Source organism: Neobacillus sp. CF12 (assembly GCF_030348765.1).
Lineage (GTDB): Bacteria > Bacillota > Bacilli > Bacillales > Cytobacillaceae > Neobacillus.
On sequence record NZ_JAUCEU010000007.1, the window covers coordinates 5432133 to 5448662 of the forward strand.

19 protein-coding genes are annotated in these 16530 nt (G+C 37.7%); 10 read left to right on the top strand and 9 right to left on the bottom strand.

Annotated features, from left to right (window positions below; all coding sequences use genetic code 11):
* Window positions 1-31: 31 nt before the first annotated feature.
* A complete protein-coding gene (locus QUG14_RS25955; RefSeq protein ID WP_289343354.1) occupies window positions 32-763 on the top strand; it encodes a tRNA (adenine(22)-N(1))-methyltransferase in 732 nt (243 codons plus the stop codon).
* Window positions 741-1856 carry a Nif3-like dinuclear metal center hexameric protein gene (locus QUG14_RS25960; RefSeq protein ID WP_289343355.1) on the top strand — a complete coding sequence of 372 codons (1116 nt, stop codon included), beginning with the start codon at window positions 741-743 and terminating at the stop codon, window positions 1854-1856. The genes QUG14_RS25955 and QUG14_RS25960 overlap by 23 nt, the downstream gene beginning before the upstream one ends.
* A 48-nt stretch (window positions 1857-1904) precedes the next feature.
* Here QUG14_RS25960 and QUG14_RS25965 read toward each other — a convergent pair.
* The 3 genes from QUG14_RS25965 to vrrA form a co-directional block, all read right to left on the bottom strand.
* Window positions 1905-3268 (bottom strand): IS3 family transposase gene (locus QUG14_RS25965; protein WP_289343356.1). Its coding sequence is split into 2 segments (ribosomal slippage): window positions 1905-2809 and window positions 2809-3268, totalling 1365 coding nucleotides; the frame shifts between segments, so codons are not numbered across the junction.
* A gap of 65 nt (window positions 3269-3333) precedes the next feature.
* Window positions 3334-4272: a 4-hydroxy-3-methylbut-2-enyl diphosphate reductase gene (locus QUG14_RS25970; RefSeq protein ID WP_289343357.1), complete on the bottom strand. Its 939-nt coding sequence runs from the start codon at window positions 4270-4272 to the stop codon at window positions 3334-3336.
* Window positions 4273-4530: 258 nt separating this feature from the next.
* Window positions 4531-5196: a VrrA/YqfQ family protein gene (vrrA, locus tag QUG14_RS25975; RefSeq protein ID WP_289343358.1), complete on the bottom strand. Its 666-nt coding sequence runs from the start codon at window positions 5194-5196 to the stop codon at window positions 4531-4533.
* 253 nt (window positions 5197-5449) lie between these two features.
* Between vrrA and QUG14_RS25980 the strand changes: the two genes are divergently transcribed.
* Together QUG14_RS25980 and QUG14_RS25985 are read left to right on the top strand one after the other, a co-directional pair.
* Window positions 5450-6760 (top strand): DEAD/DEAH box helicase, encoded by a 1311-nt coding sequence (locus QUG14_RS25980; RefSeq protein WP_289343359.1) that lies wholly within the window; start codon window positions 5450-5452, stop codon window positions 6758-6760.
* A gap of 22 nt (window positions 6761-6782) precedes the next feature.
* Window positions 6783-7676 carry a deoxyribonuclease IV gene (locus QUG14_RS25985; RefSeq protein WP_289343360.1) on the top strand — a complete coding sequence of 298 codons (894 nt, stop codon included), beginning with the start codon at window positions 6783-6785 and terminating at the stop codon, window positions 7674-7676.
* 289 nt (window positions 7677-7965) lie between these two features.
* Here QUG14_RS25985 and QUG14_RS25990 read toward each other — a convergent pair whose 3' ends face one another.
* Window positions 7966-8220: a DUF2624 domain-containing protein gene (locus QUG14_RS25990; protein WP_289343361.1), complete on the bottom strand. Its 255-nt coding sequence runs from the start codon at window positions 8218-8220 to the stop codon at window positions 7966-7968.
* A gap of 171 nt (window positions 8221-8391) precedes the next feature.
* On the opposite strand from QUG14_RS25990, the gene QUG14_RS25995 reads away from it, so the two are divergent.
* Genes QUG14_RS25995 through zur form a run of 3 tightly spaced genes read left to right on the top strand, consistent with a single transcriptional unit; the run spans window position 8392 to window position 10438 of the window.
* The gene (locus tag QUG14_RS25995; protein WP_289343363.1) at window positions 8392-9171 is read left to right on the top strand and encodes a metal ABC transporter ATP-binding protein; all 780 of its coding nucleotides are present in this window, start codon (window positions 8392-8394) and stop codon (window positions 9169-9171) included.
* On the top strand, window positions 9168-10031 hold the full coding sequence (locus QUG14_RS26000; protein WP_289343364.1) for a metal ABC transporter permease: 864 nt from the start codon (window positions 9168-9170) through the stop codon (window positions 10029-10031). The genes QUG14_RS25995 and QUG14_RS26000 overlap by 4 nt, the downstream gene beginning before the upstream one ends.
* Window positions 10028-10438 (top strand): zinc uptake transcriptional repressor Zur, encoded by a 411-nt coding sequence (zur, locus tag QUG14_RS26005; RefSeq protein WP_045517657.1) that lies wholly within the window; start codon window positions 10028-10030, stop codon window positions 10436-10438. Before QUG14_RS26000 ends, zur begins: the two co-directional genes overlap by 4 nt.
* Before the next feature lie 18 nt (window positions 10439-10456).
* On the opposite strand, the gene QUG14_RS26010 is transcribed toward zur, so the two are convergent.
* A complete protein-coding gene (locus tag QUG14_RS26010; protein WP_289343365.1) occupies window positions 10457-11038 on the bottom strand; it encodes a hypothetical protein in 582 nt (193 codons plus the stop codon).
* Window positions 11039-11147: 109 nt separating this feature from the next.
* On the opposite strand from QUG14_RS26010, the gene QUG14_RS26015 reads away from it, so the two are divergent.
* On the top strand, window positions 11148-11528 hold the full coding sequence (locus QUG14_RS26015; protein WP_289343366.1) for a DUF4190 domain-containing protein: 381 nt from the start codon (window positions 11148-11150) through the stop codon (window positions 11526-11528).
* Window positions 11529-11777: 249 nt separating this feature from the next.
* Here the strand turns inward: QUG14_RS26015 and ispG are convergent, their stop codons facing one another.
* The 3 genes from ispG to QUG14_RS26030 all read right to left on the bottom strand — a co-directional run bounded on the left by ispG (window position 11778) and on the right by QUG14_RS26030 (window position 14196).
* Complete coding sequence (gene ispG / locus QUG14_RS26020) at window positions 11778-12881, bottom strand: flavodoxin-dependent (E)-4-hydroxy-3-methylbut-2-enyl-diphosphate synthase (RefSeq protein WP_289344236.1); 1104 nt, start codon at window positions 12879-12881, stop codon at window positions 11778-11780.
* 118 nt (window positions 12882-12999) lie between these two features.
* Window positions 13000-13329 (bottom strand): hypothetical protein, encoded by a 330-nt coding sequence (locus tag QUG14_RS26025; RefSeq protein ID WP_289343367.1) that lies wholly within the window; start codon window positions 13327-13329, stop codon window positions 13000-13002.
* Between the two features lie 87 nt (window positions 13330-13416).
* Entirely contained in the window at window positions 13417-14196 is a 780-nt protein-coding gene (locus QUG14_RS26030) for a DUF1189 domain-containing protein (protein ID WP_289343368.1), read from the bottom strand.
* A gap of 140 nt (window positions 14197-14336) precedes the next feature.
* On the opposite strand from QUG14_RS26030, the gene QUG14_RS26035 reads away from it, so the two are divergent.
* A complete protein-coding gene (locus tag QUG14_RS26035) occupies window positions 14337-14819 on the top strand; it encodes a DUF456 domain-containing protein (RefSeq protein ID WP_289343370.1) in 483 nt (160 codons plus the stop codon).
* A gap of 35 nt (window positions 14820-14854) precedes the next feature.
* Here QUG14_RS26035 and QUG14_RS26040 read toward each other — a convergent pair whose 3' ends face one another.
* Entirely contained in the window at window positions 14855-15550 is a 696-nt protein-coding gene (locus QUG14_RS26040) for a Crp/Fnr family transcriptional regulator (protein ID WP_289343371.1), read from the bottom strand.
* A 290-nt stretch (window positions 15551-15840) separates the two neighbouring features.
* Here QUG14_RS26040 and QUG14_RS26045 point away from each other — a divergent pair, with 290 nt between their 5' ends.
* Window positions 15841-16449, top strand: coding sequence for a superoxide dismutase (locus tag QUG14_RS26045; protein WP_289343372.1), 609 nt, complete (start codon window positions 15841-15843; stop codon window positions 16447-16449).
* Window positions 16450-16530 lie beyond the last annotated feature (81 nt).

Sequence of the window (16530 nt, forward strand, 5' to 3'; positions counted from 1 at the left end):
TAGAATTAATACATAAAAAGTGGTGAATGATTTGAATACAGATAAATTATCAGTTCGGTTAGAAACTGTAGCAAAATATGTTCCGAAGGATTCTAGGCTCGCGGATATTGGCTCCGATCATGCATATTTACCAAGTTATCTTGCGAAAAATGGTCAAATATCCTTTGGTATTGCTGGAGAGGTTGCTCAAGGCCCATTTCAGTCAGCTGAAAAAAATGTAATGGCAGAAGGACTTACTGAACTGATTTCGGTCAGAATGGGCGATGGGTTAGAAGTGATTCAGCCCGGAGATGCGGATTGTATTTCTATTGCCGGAATGGGTGGTAGTCTTATTGCCAGTATTTTAGAAAATGGGAAAGAAAAATTAGCCGCTGTTAAGCGTCTAGTATTGCAGCCTAATATTAATGCAATCGCCATACGAGATTGGCTAATCGATAATCATTGGGAATTGATTGCGGAGGAAATTATCGAAGAAGATAACAAAATTTATGAGATTTTAGTTGCAGAAAAGGGTGAGCCTTTAAAGCCTTATCGTGATGTGCATTTAGAAACCGGTCGTTTAGTCGGACCTTTTCTTCTTCAAAGAAAAGAAAATGCATTTAAGAAGAAATGGAGCCTTGAAAAAAAGAACTGGCTGCGTATTTATAAACAGCTCGAGGGTGCGCCGCAATCACCGGAAAATGAAGTGAAAAAACAAGAAATCTTAGGAAAAATTGCACTCGTTGAGGGGGTATTGGACAATGAAAAAAGCGAATGGTCATGAAATTATTCAACTTTTTGAGCAGTTTTCTCCGAAGGGGCTTGCGATGGAAGGTGATAAGATCGGCCTTCAAATTGGGGGCCTCAACAAAAAAATTGAAAGAGTTATGATTGCCCTTGATGTACTAGAGGAAGTGATTGATGAGGCCATTGAAAGGGATGTACAACTTATCATTGCCCACCATCCACCAATCTTTCGTGCGCTTAAGAATGTTCTTACTGACACCATACAGGGCAGAATGATTGAAAAACTAATAAAGCACGATATAGCGGTCTATGCAGCCCATACTAACCTTGATGTGGCTAAAGGAGGAGTAAATGACCTTCTGGCTGAAGCACTTGGTTTGGAAAGCCCTGAGGTACTCGTTCCGACCTTTGAGACGAAGCTTAAGAAATTAGTGGTTTTCACACCTGCAACGCACGCTGAGGAGATTAGGATGGTCCTTGGGAAATCTGGAGCAGGCTTCATTGGCAATTATAGCCATTGTTCCTTCTCGGCAAATGGAACAGGAAGGTTTTTGCCTGGGGAAAATACCGATCCTTTTATCGGACAGCAAGGGCAACTTGAGCAGGTAGATGAGGTCAGAATTGAAACCATTGTACCTGAGCATCTGGTTAGAAGGACAGTTACAGCTATGATAAAAGCCCATCCATATGAAGAAGTGGCTTATGATGTATATCCTGTAGAAAATAAAGGGGAAGTTCTTGGGTTAGGCAGAATTGGCGCGGTCAAAGAAATGTCACTAGGAGAATTTGCTGAGAAGGTAAAAGAAGTTTTGGACGTTGATAAGGTTAGGGTGGTTGGGAATTTATCATCACGTATTAAGAAAGTGGCCGTATTAGGCGGCGATGGAAATAAGTATTTCAAGCACGCAAAGTTTAAGGGTGCAGATGTTTATATTACAGGTGATATTTATTATCATACAGCGCATGACGCGATGATGGAGGGATTAAACATGATTGATCCTGGCCATAATGTCGAAAAAGTGATGAAAAAGGGACTTACTGCTACACTTACAAAGTTGTGCAAAGAATCAGGATACGATGTTGAAATCTTTCCTTCAGAAGTGAATACCGATCCATTTCAGTTTGTATAAAGAAAACCGGTCAAAATGATCTGACCCAATAAAGTTAGACAAATATTTTTATGCAACTTTTAAGACTTGAGTTCGGTATTCCACCGGACTCAAGTCTTTTAATTTTGCCTTCATTCGTTTGTGATTGTAATAGTGAATATAATCAGCTAATTCCTGTTCAAAATGCTCTATACTATCAAATTCCTGTAAATAAAGGAGTTCAGACTTTAATAAGCCAAAGAAATTTTCCATGACTGCATTATCCAAACAGTTTCCTTTTCGAGACATACTCTGTTTTATTTGGTGCCGTTCTAGTGATTTTTGATATTGTCTCATTTGATAATGCCAACCCTGATCTGAATGAAGAATTACTTGGTCTCCTGGCTGAAGACGTTCAATCGCTTGGTCTAACATGTCACCTACTAATTTATATACAGGACGGTTCATAACACTATAAGCAATGATTTCCCCATTACACAAATCCAGTACAGGAGAGAGGTAACGCTTCTCACCGAACAGGTGGAATTCTGTTACATCGGTAACCCATTTTTCATTCATTGTTTCGGCAGTGAAATCGCGATTTAAAACGTTTGGAGCGGTTTTGCCTACATTTCCTTTATAAGATTTGAACTTCTTCATACGTACCATACATTTTAAACCCATATCATTCATTAAACCATTAATCGTTTTGGGATCATGACGGAAACCTCTTTTTTCTAACTCTTTCGTGATTCGACGGTACCCATAACGACCTTTATGTTCATGGAAAATCCCTGTTATCGCTTCTTTTACCCTCTCATACTTATCAACCTTATTTAATCGTTTTTCCCACCAATAATACGTAGCACGTGAAATGTCAGCGACTTCAACTAAATCCACGACCTTATACTTATCCTTTAGTTCAAAAATTACTTGCGCTTTGGTTTTGTTTGTAATTTTTCCTGCATCTGAACTAAAGCATTCAACTTTTTTAAGTAGGCAATCTCCATTTCTAAACGTTCGACTTTCGTTTGTAATGCCTCCACTGTTTCTTCATCTGGTCTTGGTTTCTGTGTTTCTGGTTTATTTGTATCTTTCTTCAAGGATGGACGCCCCTTTTTCTTTGATTCTAGGGCATTAATTCCACCTTGTTCAAACTGTAGTTGCCATTTTCGAACCATTGCGTGTGTGGGAAGATTGAATATGGCAGCAGTTTCACGGTAGGATGTACCCATCTCATTTATATAATTAAGTACATCCATTTTAAACTTCGTTGAATAGCTTGTATAGGATTTTATAAAGGCACTTTCTCCATGATGCTCAAATAGGCGAACCCATGCGCTGAAAATACTTTGGTGAACACCAATACCTCTCGCAATTTCCCTTATTGATTCATTCCCATACTTATACCTTAAAACACTATGGATCTTTTCCTCCACTGTAAATTTAGCCATAAAAAAACACCCCGTAAATGTTAGAATGGTGTCTAACATTTACGGGGCAGATCAAAAGCGACCGGTTATTTTTTAACTTTGGGCAATATTTTATTTAACGGAACACTTTTACGACGTTCCCAGGTTGCTTCGTTATTCGGATCAAATTGTTCTAGGAAGGTAATAACTTCCTTTGTGATAGGTGTTGGAGTAGATGCACCAGAAGTTACTGCAATGTTCTTAGCATCCCTAATCCAATCAATTTCAAGCTCTGAGATATCGGCAATCCGATAGGCTTTTGTACCAGCAATTTCTTCTGAGACCTGTGCGAGTCGATTAGAGTTATTACTCATCGGGTCTCCAACCACGATGGTTACATCTGCCTCAGTTGCTTGACCGGCAACTGCTTCCTGACGCACTTGTGTTGCATTGCATATCTCATTATGTGCTTCTGCATGCGGGTACTTTTCCTGAACCTTTTTCATCGTTTCAGCAACATCCCATTGGCTCATAGTTGTTTGATTGGTAACAATCAGTCTTTCACTATCAATTGTTAATGCTTCAACATCGTTTGGTGTCTCAACAAGATGGACAGCATCAGGCGCAACACCAACTGCTCCCTCAGGCTCTGGATGTCCTTTTTTTCCAATATAAATGACCTGGTATCCTTGTTTCGTTTTCTCTTCAATCAAATCATGGGTTCTAGTTACATCTGGGCAGGTAGCGTCAATCGTTACCAGGCCTTTCTGTTTTGCAAGCTCTCTTACTTCTGGTGAGATGCCATGCGCTGTAAAAATAACAGTACCAGTATCAACTTTGTCTAGTATGTCCTTACGGTTTTTACCATCAAGCGTAATAATACCTTCTTCAGCAAAAGCGTCTGTAACGTGTTTATTATGAACAATCATCCCTAAAATATAGATAGGGCGTGGTAATGATTTATCTAAAGCCGCATTTCTTGCTATTACCATCGCATCAACAACACCATAACAGTATCCGCGGGGTGAAATCTTAATAATTTGCATATAATTAAGTCCTCCTAGGAACATTGACTTTGAATCTATGTATTTATTATATAAAACTAATAGAAATAATACAAAGATACATTAATGGAAAGTGACTCCTGTTATCCGAGAGTAAATCTGTCCTATCCGAGAGTAATTTCCCATTATCCGAGAGTAAACCCCTGCTATCCGAGAGTAAACCCCTGCTATCCGAGAGTAAATCCATTATCAAAAAAATAAAAGATGCTGTTTTTTTCAGCATCTATCAATTAAATTCAATTAAATGTATAGTTTTGGAATAGAAGGACCATTGTGTTGTTTACTCGCTACCACTGCTTCTGCTTCTGGTGCAACACTTTTTTTCTTTTTCGCTACTCGCTGTGGCTCTACTTCTGAATGGACAGGGTGGTCTTCCATTATAGAGTTCTCTTCTTTTCCCTCATCTGACTTTTCCTCTGTTGGAAGATCTTTAAAACCTTTATATAACTTCCACATCATAGGAAGATTCTTAACGATGGGTCCGTATTGCTGAATCATTGGGCCAATCGATTGCGCGGTCCTTAAAACCTGTTGTGTATTATTAAGGAATCCTGTGAGACTGTCAGGATTACTTAGGGTTTGCAGTATTGAACCAATGCCTCCCGTTCCATTAGGAACGTTCCTGGAAGGAGTTTGCATACCCCCATGACCTGCTAATTGATTGCCTTGCTTTTTCCCGCCGAGTATTTTCGAAAGTAAACCTCCGCCATTTCTTTTTCCTTGTCCTCTACCCATCGTTTGTCCCATCATCGATCTGCTGTTAGTAAACTGCTGCTGTATTCCCATCATTTGTCCATTACCGCCATAAGGAGTCATCATGTGATGTTGACCTCCATAATGTCCAGGACCCATCATATGTGAACCCATATGCCCATGCAGGGGAAATCTTGTTCTAGGCTGCTGCATACGAAGTCCTCCTCTCAATTAAAGCCTTATAATTTAAGGTATGCAATTTCTTTAATTTGGTTTAGGAATAAAACAAAAGATAAACTGTAAAATTTTCATGATTAAAAGTAGTTCAAAAGTAAAAGATGATAATAACTGGTTATTTAGATGAATCTTTACTATAATGATATGATGGAAATAAAAGTGGAAGCTCTTGCTAATGCAAGAAAACTACTCCATGAACGGTAGAAATTTATATATAAGGAGCAATTACATGAAGGAAAATCGTTTTGAACGTTTTAATTTACAGCCATTTATTATAGAAGCAGTAAAAGAACAAGGATTTTTTGAGCCAACTGAAATTCAGGAGCGGATGATTCCATTAGTTTTAAAAAATGAAAGTGCAATTGGTCAATCACAAACTGGAACAGGGAAAACACTTGCTTTTGTTTTACCAATTCTAGAACGGATAAACCCAGAGCGCAAAGAGGTCCAAGCTGTCATCACTGCGCCAACAAGAGAACTTGCATCGCAAATTTATCATCAAATATTAAAGGTGACAGAGCATTGCAGTCCTGAAAAGGCAATCATGACTAGATGTTACATTGGAGGAACGGACAAGCAAAGAACAATTGATAAATTAAAGGTACAGCCCCATATTGTAGTTGGAACACCAGGGAGAATTAAAGACCTGATGGTTGAACAAGCACTTTTTGTTCATACTTCAGAAGTACTTGTTGTCGATGAAGCGGATATGATGCTTGATATGGGCTTTATTGAGGATTTGGATCAAGTAGCAGCAAAGATGCCTGAGAAATTGCAGATGCTTGTATTTTCTGCCACTATTCCAGAAAAGCTTAAACCATTTCTTAAAAAGTATATGGAAAATCCAAAAACCATTCACATTGATGCAAAAAGAAAAACTGCAGAAAATCTAACTCATTACCTTTTACCATCAAGACACCGCAATAAGAAGCAACTTGTCCACGATGCCCTTATTCAGTACAACCCATATTTAGCAATCGTGTTTACAAATACAAAAAAAATGGCTGAGGAAGTAGCCAATTTTTTAATTGCCAAGGGGTTAAAGGTTGCTCGAGTACATGGAGATTTGAATCCGCGTGAACGTAAAAAAATGATGAAGCAAATTCAAGATTTAGAATTTCAATATATTGTGGCAACTGACTTAGCTTCACGAGGAATTGATATCGAAGGAATAAGTCATGTTATTAACTATGAATTACCAACAGATTTAGACTTTTATGTTCACCGAGTGGGAAGAACTGCAAGAGCAGGAAATACGGGAGTTGCTCTAACTGTTTATGATATTTCCGATGAAGATGCATTAAATCGTCTTGAAAAGATGGGGATTCAATTTAAGTACGTCGATCTTAAAAAAGAGGAATTTGTTGAATTAGAGGATCGCAATAAAAGAAAGACACGTGTAAGGAAAGAGGATGAAGCAGAAAAAACTGCTAAATCGATGGTCAAAAAACCGCAAAAGGTAAAACCAGGTTACAAAAAGAAGATGCAGTGGGAAATGGATAAAATTAAGAAACGTCAAAGAAGATTAAATAAGAAGTAAGGTTGAAGGGAGAGAGAAGGCTTTGTTGAAAATTGGTTCACACGTTTCAATGAGCGGTAAAAAAATGCTACTTGCAGCAAGTGAGGAAGCCGTTTCATATGGCTCAAATACTTTTATGATCTATACTGGGGCACCGCAAAACACCAGAAGGAAGAAAATTGAAGATCTTAATATTGAAGCTGGAAGAAGACATATGGCGGAGCATGGAATCAATGAAATTGTTGTTCATGCTCCATACATTATAAATATTGGAAATACCACAAATCCTGATACGTTTGAATTAGGTGTGCGGTTTCTACGGACAGAAATTGAGAGAACAGAGGCACTCGGTGCAAAGCAAATCGTGCTGCATCCAGGTGCACATGTTGGTGCAGGTACTGAGGCGGGTATTAAGAAGATTATCGAAGGCTTAAATGAAGTTTTAACTGGTAAAGAGCAACTACAAATTGCATTGGAAACAATGGCAGGAAAAGGGTCTGAATGCGGCAAATCGTTCGAGGAATTGGCCATGATTATCGATGGAGTGAACTATAGCGATAAACTGTCTGTTTGTTTTGATACATGCCATACACATGATGCCGGATACAACATTGTTGAAGATTTTGATGGCGTGTTAAATGAATTTGATAAAATTGTTGGCTTGGACAAATTAAAGGTTCTTCATATTAATGATAGTAAAAATGCAATAGGGATGAGAAAAGACCGTCACGAAAATATTGGCTTTGGTCATATTGGCTTTAAAGCACTCAATTATATCGTACATCATCCACAATTGACAGAAGTTCCTAAAATTCTCGAGACACCATTCGTAGGCGAAGATAAAGATAATAAAAAGCCTCCATATCGATTCGAAATTGAAATGCTAAAAGAACAAAAATTTAACGAAGACCTTCTAGATAAAATCATACATGCCTAACAAAAAGCTGTGCCCAAGAGAGGCACAGCTTTTTGAATAATGGATGAGTACTAGTTAATTATTTTTGGCACTCTGTTGATTGGCGCGGAAGGCACGAAGACTCCTCGAAAATGCTATCGCATTTTCTTCGTGCGTGGGCAGATTCAAGGAAGTAATTCAATGTCCTGCGGGAGGACGGGGCAGGGGAGACCCCACAGGCGCTTCAGCGCCGAGGAGGCTCCCCGTACCGCCCGCGGAAAGCGAAGTGCCTGGAGCGCCAATCAACAGACAAATTAACACTGCTCAAATTTTATTTTGTAAATTGTACAAAAAGCTTATTTACTTCTCTTGCAGCTTCTGGTCCTGCAATTTTAGCAATTTCTTTAATTAGCGATGCGCGTTCACGGTCATCAAAAATATTTACATTTTTCCCTCTTAAGTATTGAGCAACTTTATTTGCTTGCTGCCGATTCACTCGAATATTAAATTGCTGCGCATACTTGAATAGTTCATCACCAGTAATGGTATTAATCTTATGATTAATGACATTCTCAAAAATCTTCACACTCATCACTCCTTCATCTAATGTATGAAGGGTGAATTTAGAGTGTTACAAAATGAACGGGGAGGATATCCTAAAGATTGCTGTAAAGGTAATGTCTTTACATTAAGAAAAACCTATTGTATACTACTTTAAGTTAAATCGTAATGATTCTTAAAATTAAGGTGAGAGCGTATGAAATTAGATTCTATTATTGAAATAAAACACCTTTTCTATCGCTATGAAAAGGATACCGTCCTTGAAAATATTAACCTAACCATACCAAATGGCTCTTTTTTAGCGATTGTCGGTCCAAATGGTTCCGGTAAATCAACATTATTAAAATTGATTTTGGGCTTATTAAAGCCACAAAAAGGAGATATTTTCTTATTCGGACAGGAAATAAATAAATTTAAAGACTGGCAGCAAATCGGTTATGTATCTCAAAAGGCAAATTCATTTAATACAGGTTTTCCAGCTACTGTTTTTGAAGTTGTTTCTAGTGGATTAACAAAAAAACTTGGGTTGTTTCGATTTTTTAAAAAAGAGCATTCCCAAAAAGTATTTGACGCATTGGAAGCTGTGGGCATGAGGAAGTTTAGCAACCGAAATATCGGTGAGTTGTCAGGCGGTCAGCAGCAAAGGGTTTTCATTGCCCGCGCCCTAGTGAGTGAGCCCAAACTATTAATTCTTGATGAACCTACGGTTGGTGTTGATGCTGAGAACGTGAACGCTTTTTACCATATGCTTGCGGATTTGAATAAGAATCGGGGCATTACGCTTTTGTTAGTTACACATGACATTGGAACCATTTCAGACAAAGTAACCCATGTAGCATGTCTAAATAAACACTTACATTTTCATGGGGATACGAGTGAATTTGAGAAGCACAAAAGTGAAGGAATGTCTGAATTTTATGGAACGGATGTCCATCTCCTCGCACATCAACATGACCACGGAGGCGTTTTTAAATGATTCAAGGAATATTTCAATATGAATTTTTACAAAATGCCTTTTTAACTGGAATTTTAATTGGCTTTCTTGCACCATTATTAGGTGTCTTTATTGTTGTTAGAAGACTTTCATTAATTGCCGATGCCCTAAGTCATGTAACCTTGGCAGGAATTGCAGCAAGCCTTCTCCTAGAAAAATACTTTATGGCTTTAAGTGGACTAAATCCGCTTTATTTAGGAATGGTCTTTTCTGTCGGCGGCTCTTTGTTTATAGAAAAATTACGAGGAGTTTATAAACATTACCAAGAGTTAGCAATCCCAATCATTTTATCAGGTGGTATAGGTCTTGGAGTGATCTTTATTTCACTAGCAGATGGTTTTAATACGGACTTGTATAGTTATTTATTTGGCAGTGTATCTGCTGTGAGCCGCACGGATTTATGGGTAATCTTGGTTATTAGTATCGCTGTTGTAGTAACCATCATTTTATTATATAAAGAACTGTTTTTATTATCTTTTGATGAAGAGCATGCCAAAGCCTCGGGAATAGCGGCAAAAAGCATTCACTTTATTTTTATTATTATGGTTGCCCTTGTGATTGCAGCTTCGATGAGAATTGTGGGAATTATGCTGGTTTCTTCATTAATGACTTTACCGGTTGCCGCAAGTATTCGCATTGCAAAAGGCTTTAAACAAACAATCTTTTTGTCGATTATCTTTGGTGAAATATCTGTCCTTGGGGGTCTTTTTGCTTCTTACTATCTAGACCTGGCTCCTGGTGGAACAATTGTTATGATTGCCGTGGCTATTTTAGTATTTACAATCGTTTATAAAAGATTAATGATAAAAAGTCAGATTTCACAAGGGGGTGCAGCAGGATGAATGTAAATGAGGCAATTCAATTCTTGAAAGAAAATGGGTTTAAACAAACAGGAAAAAGAGAAGACATGCTTCAATTGTTTGCAGACAGTGATAAGTACTTAACAGCTAAAGATGTCCTAGATGAATTAAAGGAAGACTATCCAGGATTAAGCTTTGATACTATATATCGGAATCTTTCACTCTTTGTAAAAATGGGTATTCTTGAAATGACGGAACTTTCTGGTGAAAAGCACTTTCGCTTTTCCTGTTCACGCCACCAACACCACCATCATTTCATCTGTATGGATTGCGGTAAGACAAAAGAGATTGAAACTTGTCCAATGAACAGTTTAAGTGAGGATTTAAAAGGATATGATATCTCGGGGCATAAATTTGAGATATACGGACGTTGTCCTGAGTGCAACTAAATAAGAAAAGCATGGCTTTTATAACATAGCCATGCTTTTTTTAATCCAATTATTAACCCAGTTATTGGCTTCAAACCAGTTATTAACTCGAATAACTCCATTTGGAATGGGGTCCTGATTGTATGGCGTATTAAACAAGAGAACAGGGATATTGCATTCTTCATGGATCATAACTGCATTATCATGCTTATCTTCAAGAAAAATATCTACCTTATGACTCTTAGCTGTCGCAACCTTATCATGTGAGCCAATTAATTCAATATGATGGTAATACAAATCATTCTTTTTAAACCATTTCTTTGTATCATCCAATAGCTTTGGTCCTCGGGCACTTATAAAAAATAATTCATGTTCCTTTTTCCACGTGTTTAGAACTTGATCAGCGCCCTCTGCAAGCGGAGATTGCTCATACATCATAGGTTCATTTTCAATAAACCACTTTGCGAATTGTTCCTCAGAAACTTTTACGACCTTATTTAGGTCATATTCTTTTACATCCTCTAGTGTAATATTTAATCCAAATCCTTCATTAATAAAGGGGACAAGCGCCGATGGACATGTTACTGTACCATCAATATCAATACCAAATCTTTTCTTCATATGTATTCACCTTCAACTGCTAACTTTTTTAACTTTATTTTACCATACTAAAAAGATAAAAGTTACAAACAATAATTAATGCTCCTATTACTGAAAGTGAGGGATTCGGATGGAAGATAAAAAAGACACGAAAATACGTGGGTATCTCCCAAGCCCAAACACTGATGTAGATAGCCCAGATTACCCTTCTGATTATCGGGAGGAAACAGCAGCTGAAATTGCAGCCCCAGTTCCACTTGCTCGTCCTACATTCCAGGAAAGATCAAAGTCAGATCAAGGAACGCGGACAGAAGCAGGAACAGGTATGGGATGGGCTGCTTTAATTCTATCTATACTATCACTGTTTGTCATGCCGATTCTTTTTGGTGCAGCAGGTATTGTATTAGGTTTCGTAGCCAGACGTCGAGGAGCCGAAGGCCTTGGATCGTGGGCAATCGGGATAGGTGCTATTTCGATTATTGTCGGAATCTTTATCCTGCCGTTCTTTTAACAGTAACTTGCAAATATAGGGGCAATTAGAAAAGCGTAAGCGCCTTCGGAACAAGCACAGCTTGTTCCTGCGAGGATTAATCCAAGGAGCTTTCCTTGTGCACAGGGGCGACAGGCATAAGACGAGCCGGCTAGAAGGTAGTTTTTTTACCTTCTTGACGGATTGGCTTATGACCCCGAGCCCCTAGGCGCTGAAGCCAGACAAAAAAAAGAAACCCGGCAGGTTTGCCGGGTTTCTTCATTAGGTTTATTAATTTGTAACTTCAGCTTCTTCAGCCGCTTTTTTCTGGAAGTATTCCTCAGCAATTTGATCAATTTCTTTTTTCAATTCATCGACCAATTGATCTTCAGGGACCTTACGAACAATCTCACCTTTACGGAAAAGTAAGCCCTCACCACGTGCACCAGCAATTCCTATATCAGCTTCTCTTGCTTCCCCAGGACCGTTTACAGCGCATCCTAAAACAGCTACCTTAATTGGTGCTTTTATGGTTGAAATATATTCTTCTACTTCATTTGCAATACTGATTAGATCGATTTCAATTCTTCCGCATGTCGGACATGAGATTAATGTTGCTGCATTGGAAGATAGACCAAATACCTTTAAAAGTTCTCTGGCTACTTTAACTTCTTCAACTGGGTCAGCACTTAAAGAAACCCGAAGTGTATTACCAATACCTTTGCTCATAATGGCTCCCAATCCAGCAGCACTTTTAACCGTACCGGCAAAAAGAGTTCCTGATTCAGTAATACCTAAATGTAAAGGATAATCAAATGCTTTTGAAGCTTTTTCATATGCTTCGATTGCAAGGCTTACATCCGATGCCTTCATTGAAACAATGATATCGTGGAAATCAAGGTCTTCAAGGATTCTGATATGATGGAGTGCACTTTCAACCATTCCATCGGCAGTTGGATAACCATATTTCTCAAGAATTCTCTTTTCAAGTGAGCCTGCATTAACACCAATACGGATTGGAATTCCACGCTTCTTAGCAGCGTTTACGACTGCTTCAACTTTTTCTCTTTTTCCGATATTTCCTGGATTAATACGGATTTTATCAGCGCCGCCCTCGATTGCTTTAAGCGCCAATTTATAATCAAAATGGATATCTACAACTAAGGGAATATTAATTCTTTTTTTAATTTCAGGAATGGCATTTGCAGCCCGTTCGTCGGGACACGCAACACGAACAATCTGGCAGCCTGCCTCTTCTAGACGTTTAATTTCAGCAACTGTTGCTTCAACATCATGCGTTTTAGTAGTGGTCATGCTTTGTATAAATAATTCGTTACTGCCGCCAATTGTTAAATTACCAACTTTAACAGGACGGGTTTTTGTACGATGTGTAATTTCACTCAAGGGAAATTCGCTCCTTCAAATTGGATTCGAATAATTGTTAGTTTGAACACGCACCTATTATTTTATCAGTCCTTTACTAATCTTGACAAGACTGACGCTTTTTGTTCCCTTATTTTGAGTAATCAGGAAATTGATAGGAGGAGCCAATTTGAATTTTTTCCGGAGTTTTACCTGGATTTAAGCTTTTGAAATCCTCAATTAATTTATCTATCGAGACAGGTAAAGGCCTATCTATATGGTTTTCAACAATAGAGATAAGTGTTTCACCGGGTTCAACTTCAGCCTCAAATGTATCCATCTTATTTTCAGGGTTGGCGATTGTCGCTACTGTCTCGATTGGCATTTGGGTTTTATCCGTGGGCAAAGTACCTGCTGTTAAATCAATATATATTACATAAACTGTAAGAAGTCCAAATAGAAAAAGAAAAATTCTTTTCATGGTACAAGCCTCCAAAATGGAATGTTTGTACATTCCTATGCTTGTCCAATTATTTGTAGAACGAAAAAACACACCTTCGAGGTGCGTTTAGTTTTCAATCGTTGATTTTTCGTTTGGTATTTCTTTAAGTGCTAAGTATAAGATGATTATTTCAACAAACCAATTGAGTATAAAGCTATTTGGTACTGTTGTATTAAGGGCACTCATAATGGTAAAAAATACAGTTGGCAAAGTTACACTGTAGGCAGCCATTCTCCATAAATGGCGATAACTTATGCTCTTGCCTGCAAGACTCTTTAATACTAAACCAAACCAAGCAAGAATAGACACTTCAATGAAATTTATTGCACTTGAAAAAAGGAACATTAAGGTAGACATTACGGGAATAATAATTCCTTTCATTCCATCGACTGTATCTACTACATCAATAAAGTCGTCTTTCGTTAGTGTTAATCCTTCTAGCATAGAGTAGGAATAGGTATCAATTCTTCCTCCTGCTGCAACGGTAATTTCATTCTTAAGCAATGCAAAGGCATTTTCTTCATCTTCCACATCTTCGTTCGTAATTACTCCTGTTGAATCGAAGATAATGGTGAAATCCCCTTTATGAATGGTTATCGGTACATCACTTTCTGCTGTTAAAGTCCCATTATCAATGGTAAAAGCGGGGAGTTCATTCTTCATTACGGATTTAGTACCTTCAATTCCTTCAGTCAAGACTGTACTAAAGTAATAAATAGCTGGCAAGATTGATAGCAAGGTAAGAAGAAACACATATAAAATTGTTTTTCCAATACCTTGAAATCGAAATGAGGCAATGTCCTTTGGTGAATAAGTACTTCTAAAAAACTGTTTGAAAATATTCATAATTTACCACCCTAATAAAGATTCACCATTATATTGTAGTCTTTGAGGCAAATATTAACAAGAATGATGAATTGTGAAACTAATTAGGAACTTTTGCGTATAGGGTTATAGAATAAATTTTTCTAAAGGATGGAGAAATAATGGAGATCGTTTATTGGTCAATCATCTCGGTGTTATTTATCATTGGGTTTATTGGACTCATTTATCCAATCATCCCAAGTGTATTGTTCCTATTAGCAGGGTATTTATTATATGGTTTCTTTTTTTCCTTTGAACCTTTTGGCTGGTTCTTTTGGCTGATTCAAAGTTTCTTTATCATTCTGTTGTTTGTAGCAGACTATATCGCAAATATGATTGGGATTCAAAAATACGGCGGATCCAAGGCTGGAGTCTGGGGAAGTACGATAGGTCTTCTAGTCGGTCCTTTCATAATACCGTTTTTAGGAATTCTAATTGGTCCATTTATTGGGGCGATAGGGGCAGAGCTTTTAGTTAATAAAAGAAATTTCAAAGACAGTTTAAAAATTGGCTTTGGATCAGTGATCGGTTTTATTAGTAGTGTCATCACAAAAACGATTATTCAAATACTAATGATTGTTTACTTCCTTCTTATGGTTCTTTAATGGAAAATCCTCCTCACACTGAGGAGGATTTTCCATTAGTTTACACCGCAAATCTCATATGGACAGTTTTGGCAGTCAACTTCTTCTTTTAGGTATTTTATATTTTTGATTGTAAATTTTTGCAGATCGTAAGAAACCACATCTTTCTCCCGCAATTCTTTTAAAGCGCGTTGAATAACTTCTCTCGTTCCATATGTTAAGTTGGCAAGATCTTGATGAGTTAACGGCAGATCAATGAGTATTCCATCTTCTGTCCTTACACCATACGTATTACAAAGACGGATGAGAATAGAATATAAACCACCTTTTTTGCCATTCATAATTAGGTCCTGACATTTCATCTGAGCTTTTAGGTAGCCTGTGCTTAACCACGAAACAAAAGCATTCATTGCATCGGGGTCATTCATGATAAATTCTTCAAATTGGGCCTTTTTAATGGCAAGAACTTCACTATCTGAAAGAGTCTTTGCATAAAACTGATACCTTGCATCTTGTTTAAATATTGGATATTCAACGATCATCTCTCTGCTATTTAAAACTTTTAATATAAAGTCTTTCCCGCGCATGTGGACTCGACCGAGTGCAACGGTCCCGCTGAGTAACAGGTATACATATTCAACAGAATCCTTCTCTTGAAAGAGAACGGTTCCCGCCTTTACCTTTTGTATTTGGTCTGTTTTACGAAAGAATTGATCTAATAAACTATATATAGAAAAACCGCCACTAAGCATTTACCCCACTCCTTTTATCCCTAATTTTATTTAATCATGTATTTACAACCTGTTTACAGTTGAAACATGACAATTTATTGAAAGATGTTTTCATACATGAAAAAATATGAATAAAATTCTCTCCTAAAGGATATTGTAAATTTGTTAAGTGCAAGGCATTTTATTTGAAAGAACCTGTCAACTCTGATAATCTTAAGCTACAGAGCTTTAGGAATATTCAAAAATCGTTTTGATTTTAGACATAATCTTAAGGCTGAAAAAAATTATTATATACATAGGAGGAAATAAAAATGGCTTTTGAATTACCACAATTACCTTATGCTTATGATGCACTTGAGCCTCATATTGACAAAGAAACGATGAATATTCATCACACTAAACATCACAATACGTATGTAACAAACTTAAATAATGCACTACAAGGTAACGAAGAATTACTTTCTAAATCAGTTGAAGAAGTAGTTGCTAACCTTGATGCTGTTCCAGAAGCGGTTCGTACTGCAGTACGTAACAATGGTGGAGGACATGCTAACCATGCACTATTCTGGCAGATCCTTTCTCCAAATGGAGGCGGTGCACCAACTGGTGAATTAGCTGATGCAATCAGCAATAAATTTGGCAGTTTCGATAGCTTTAAAGAGGAGTTTGCGAAAGCGGCTACAACTCGTTTTGGTTCAGGATGGGCTTGGCTAGCTGTAAGCAATGGTGAGTTAGAAGTTTCAAGCACACCAAATCAAGACTCTCCTTTGATGGAAGGTAAAACACCTATTCTAGGTCTTGATGTTTGGGAGCATGCTTACTACTTAAACTACCAAAACCGTCGTCCTGATTACATCTCTTCTTTCTGGAACGTTGTAAACTGGGATGAAGTTTCTAAGCGCTACAGTGCAGCGAAGTAATTATAAAGTGTTGAAAAAGGCAGCTGAATTCAGCTGTCTTTTCTTTTTTTCGTATAAAGGACCACTGCTTGTTAAAGACTA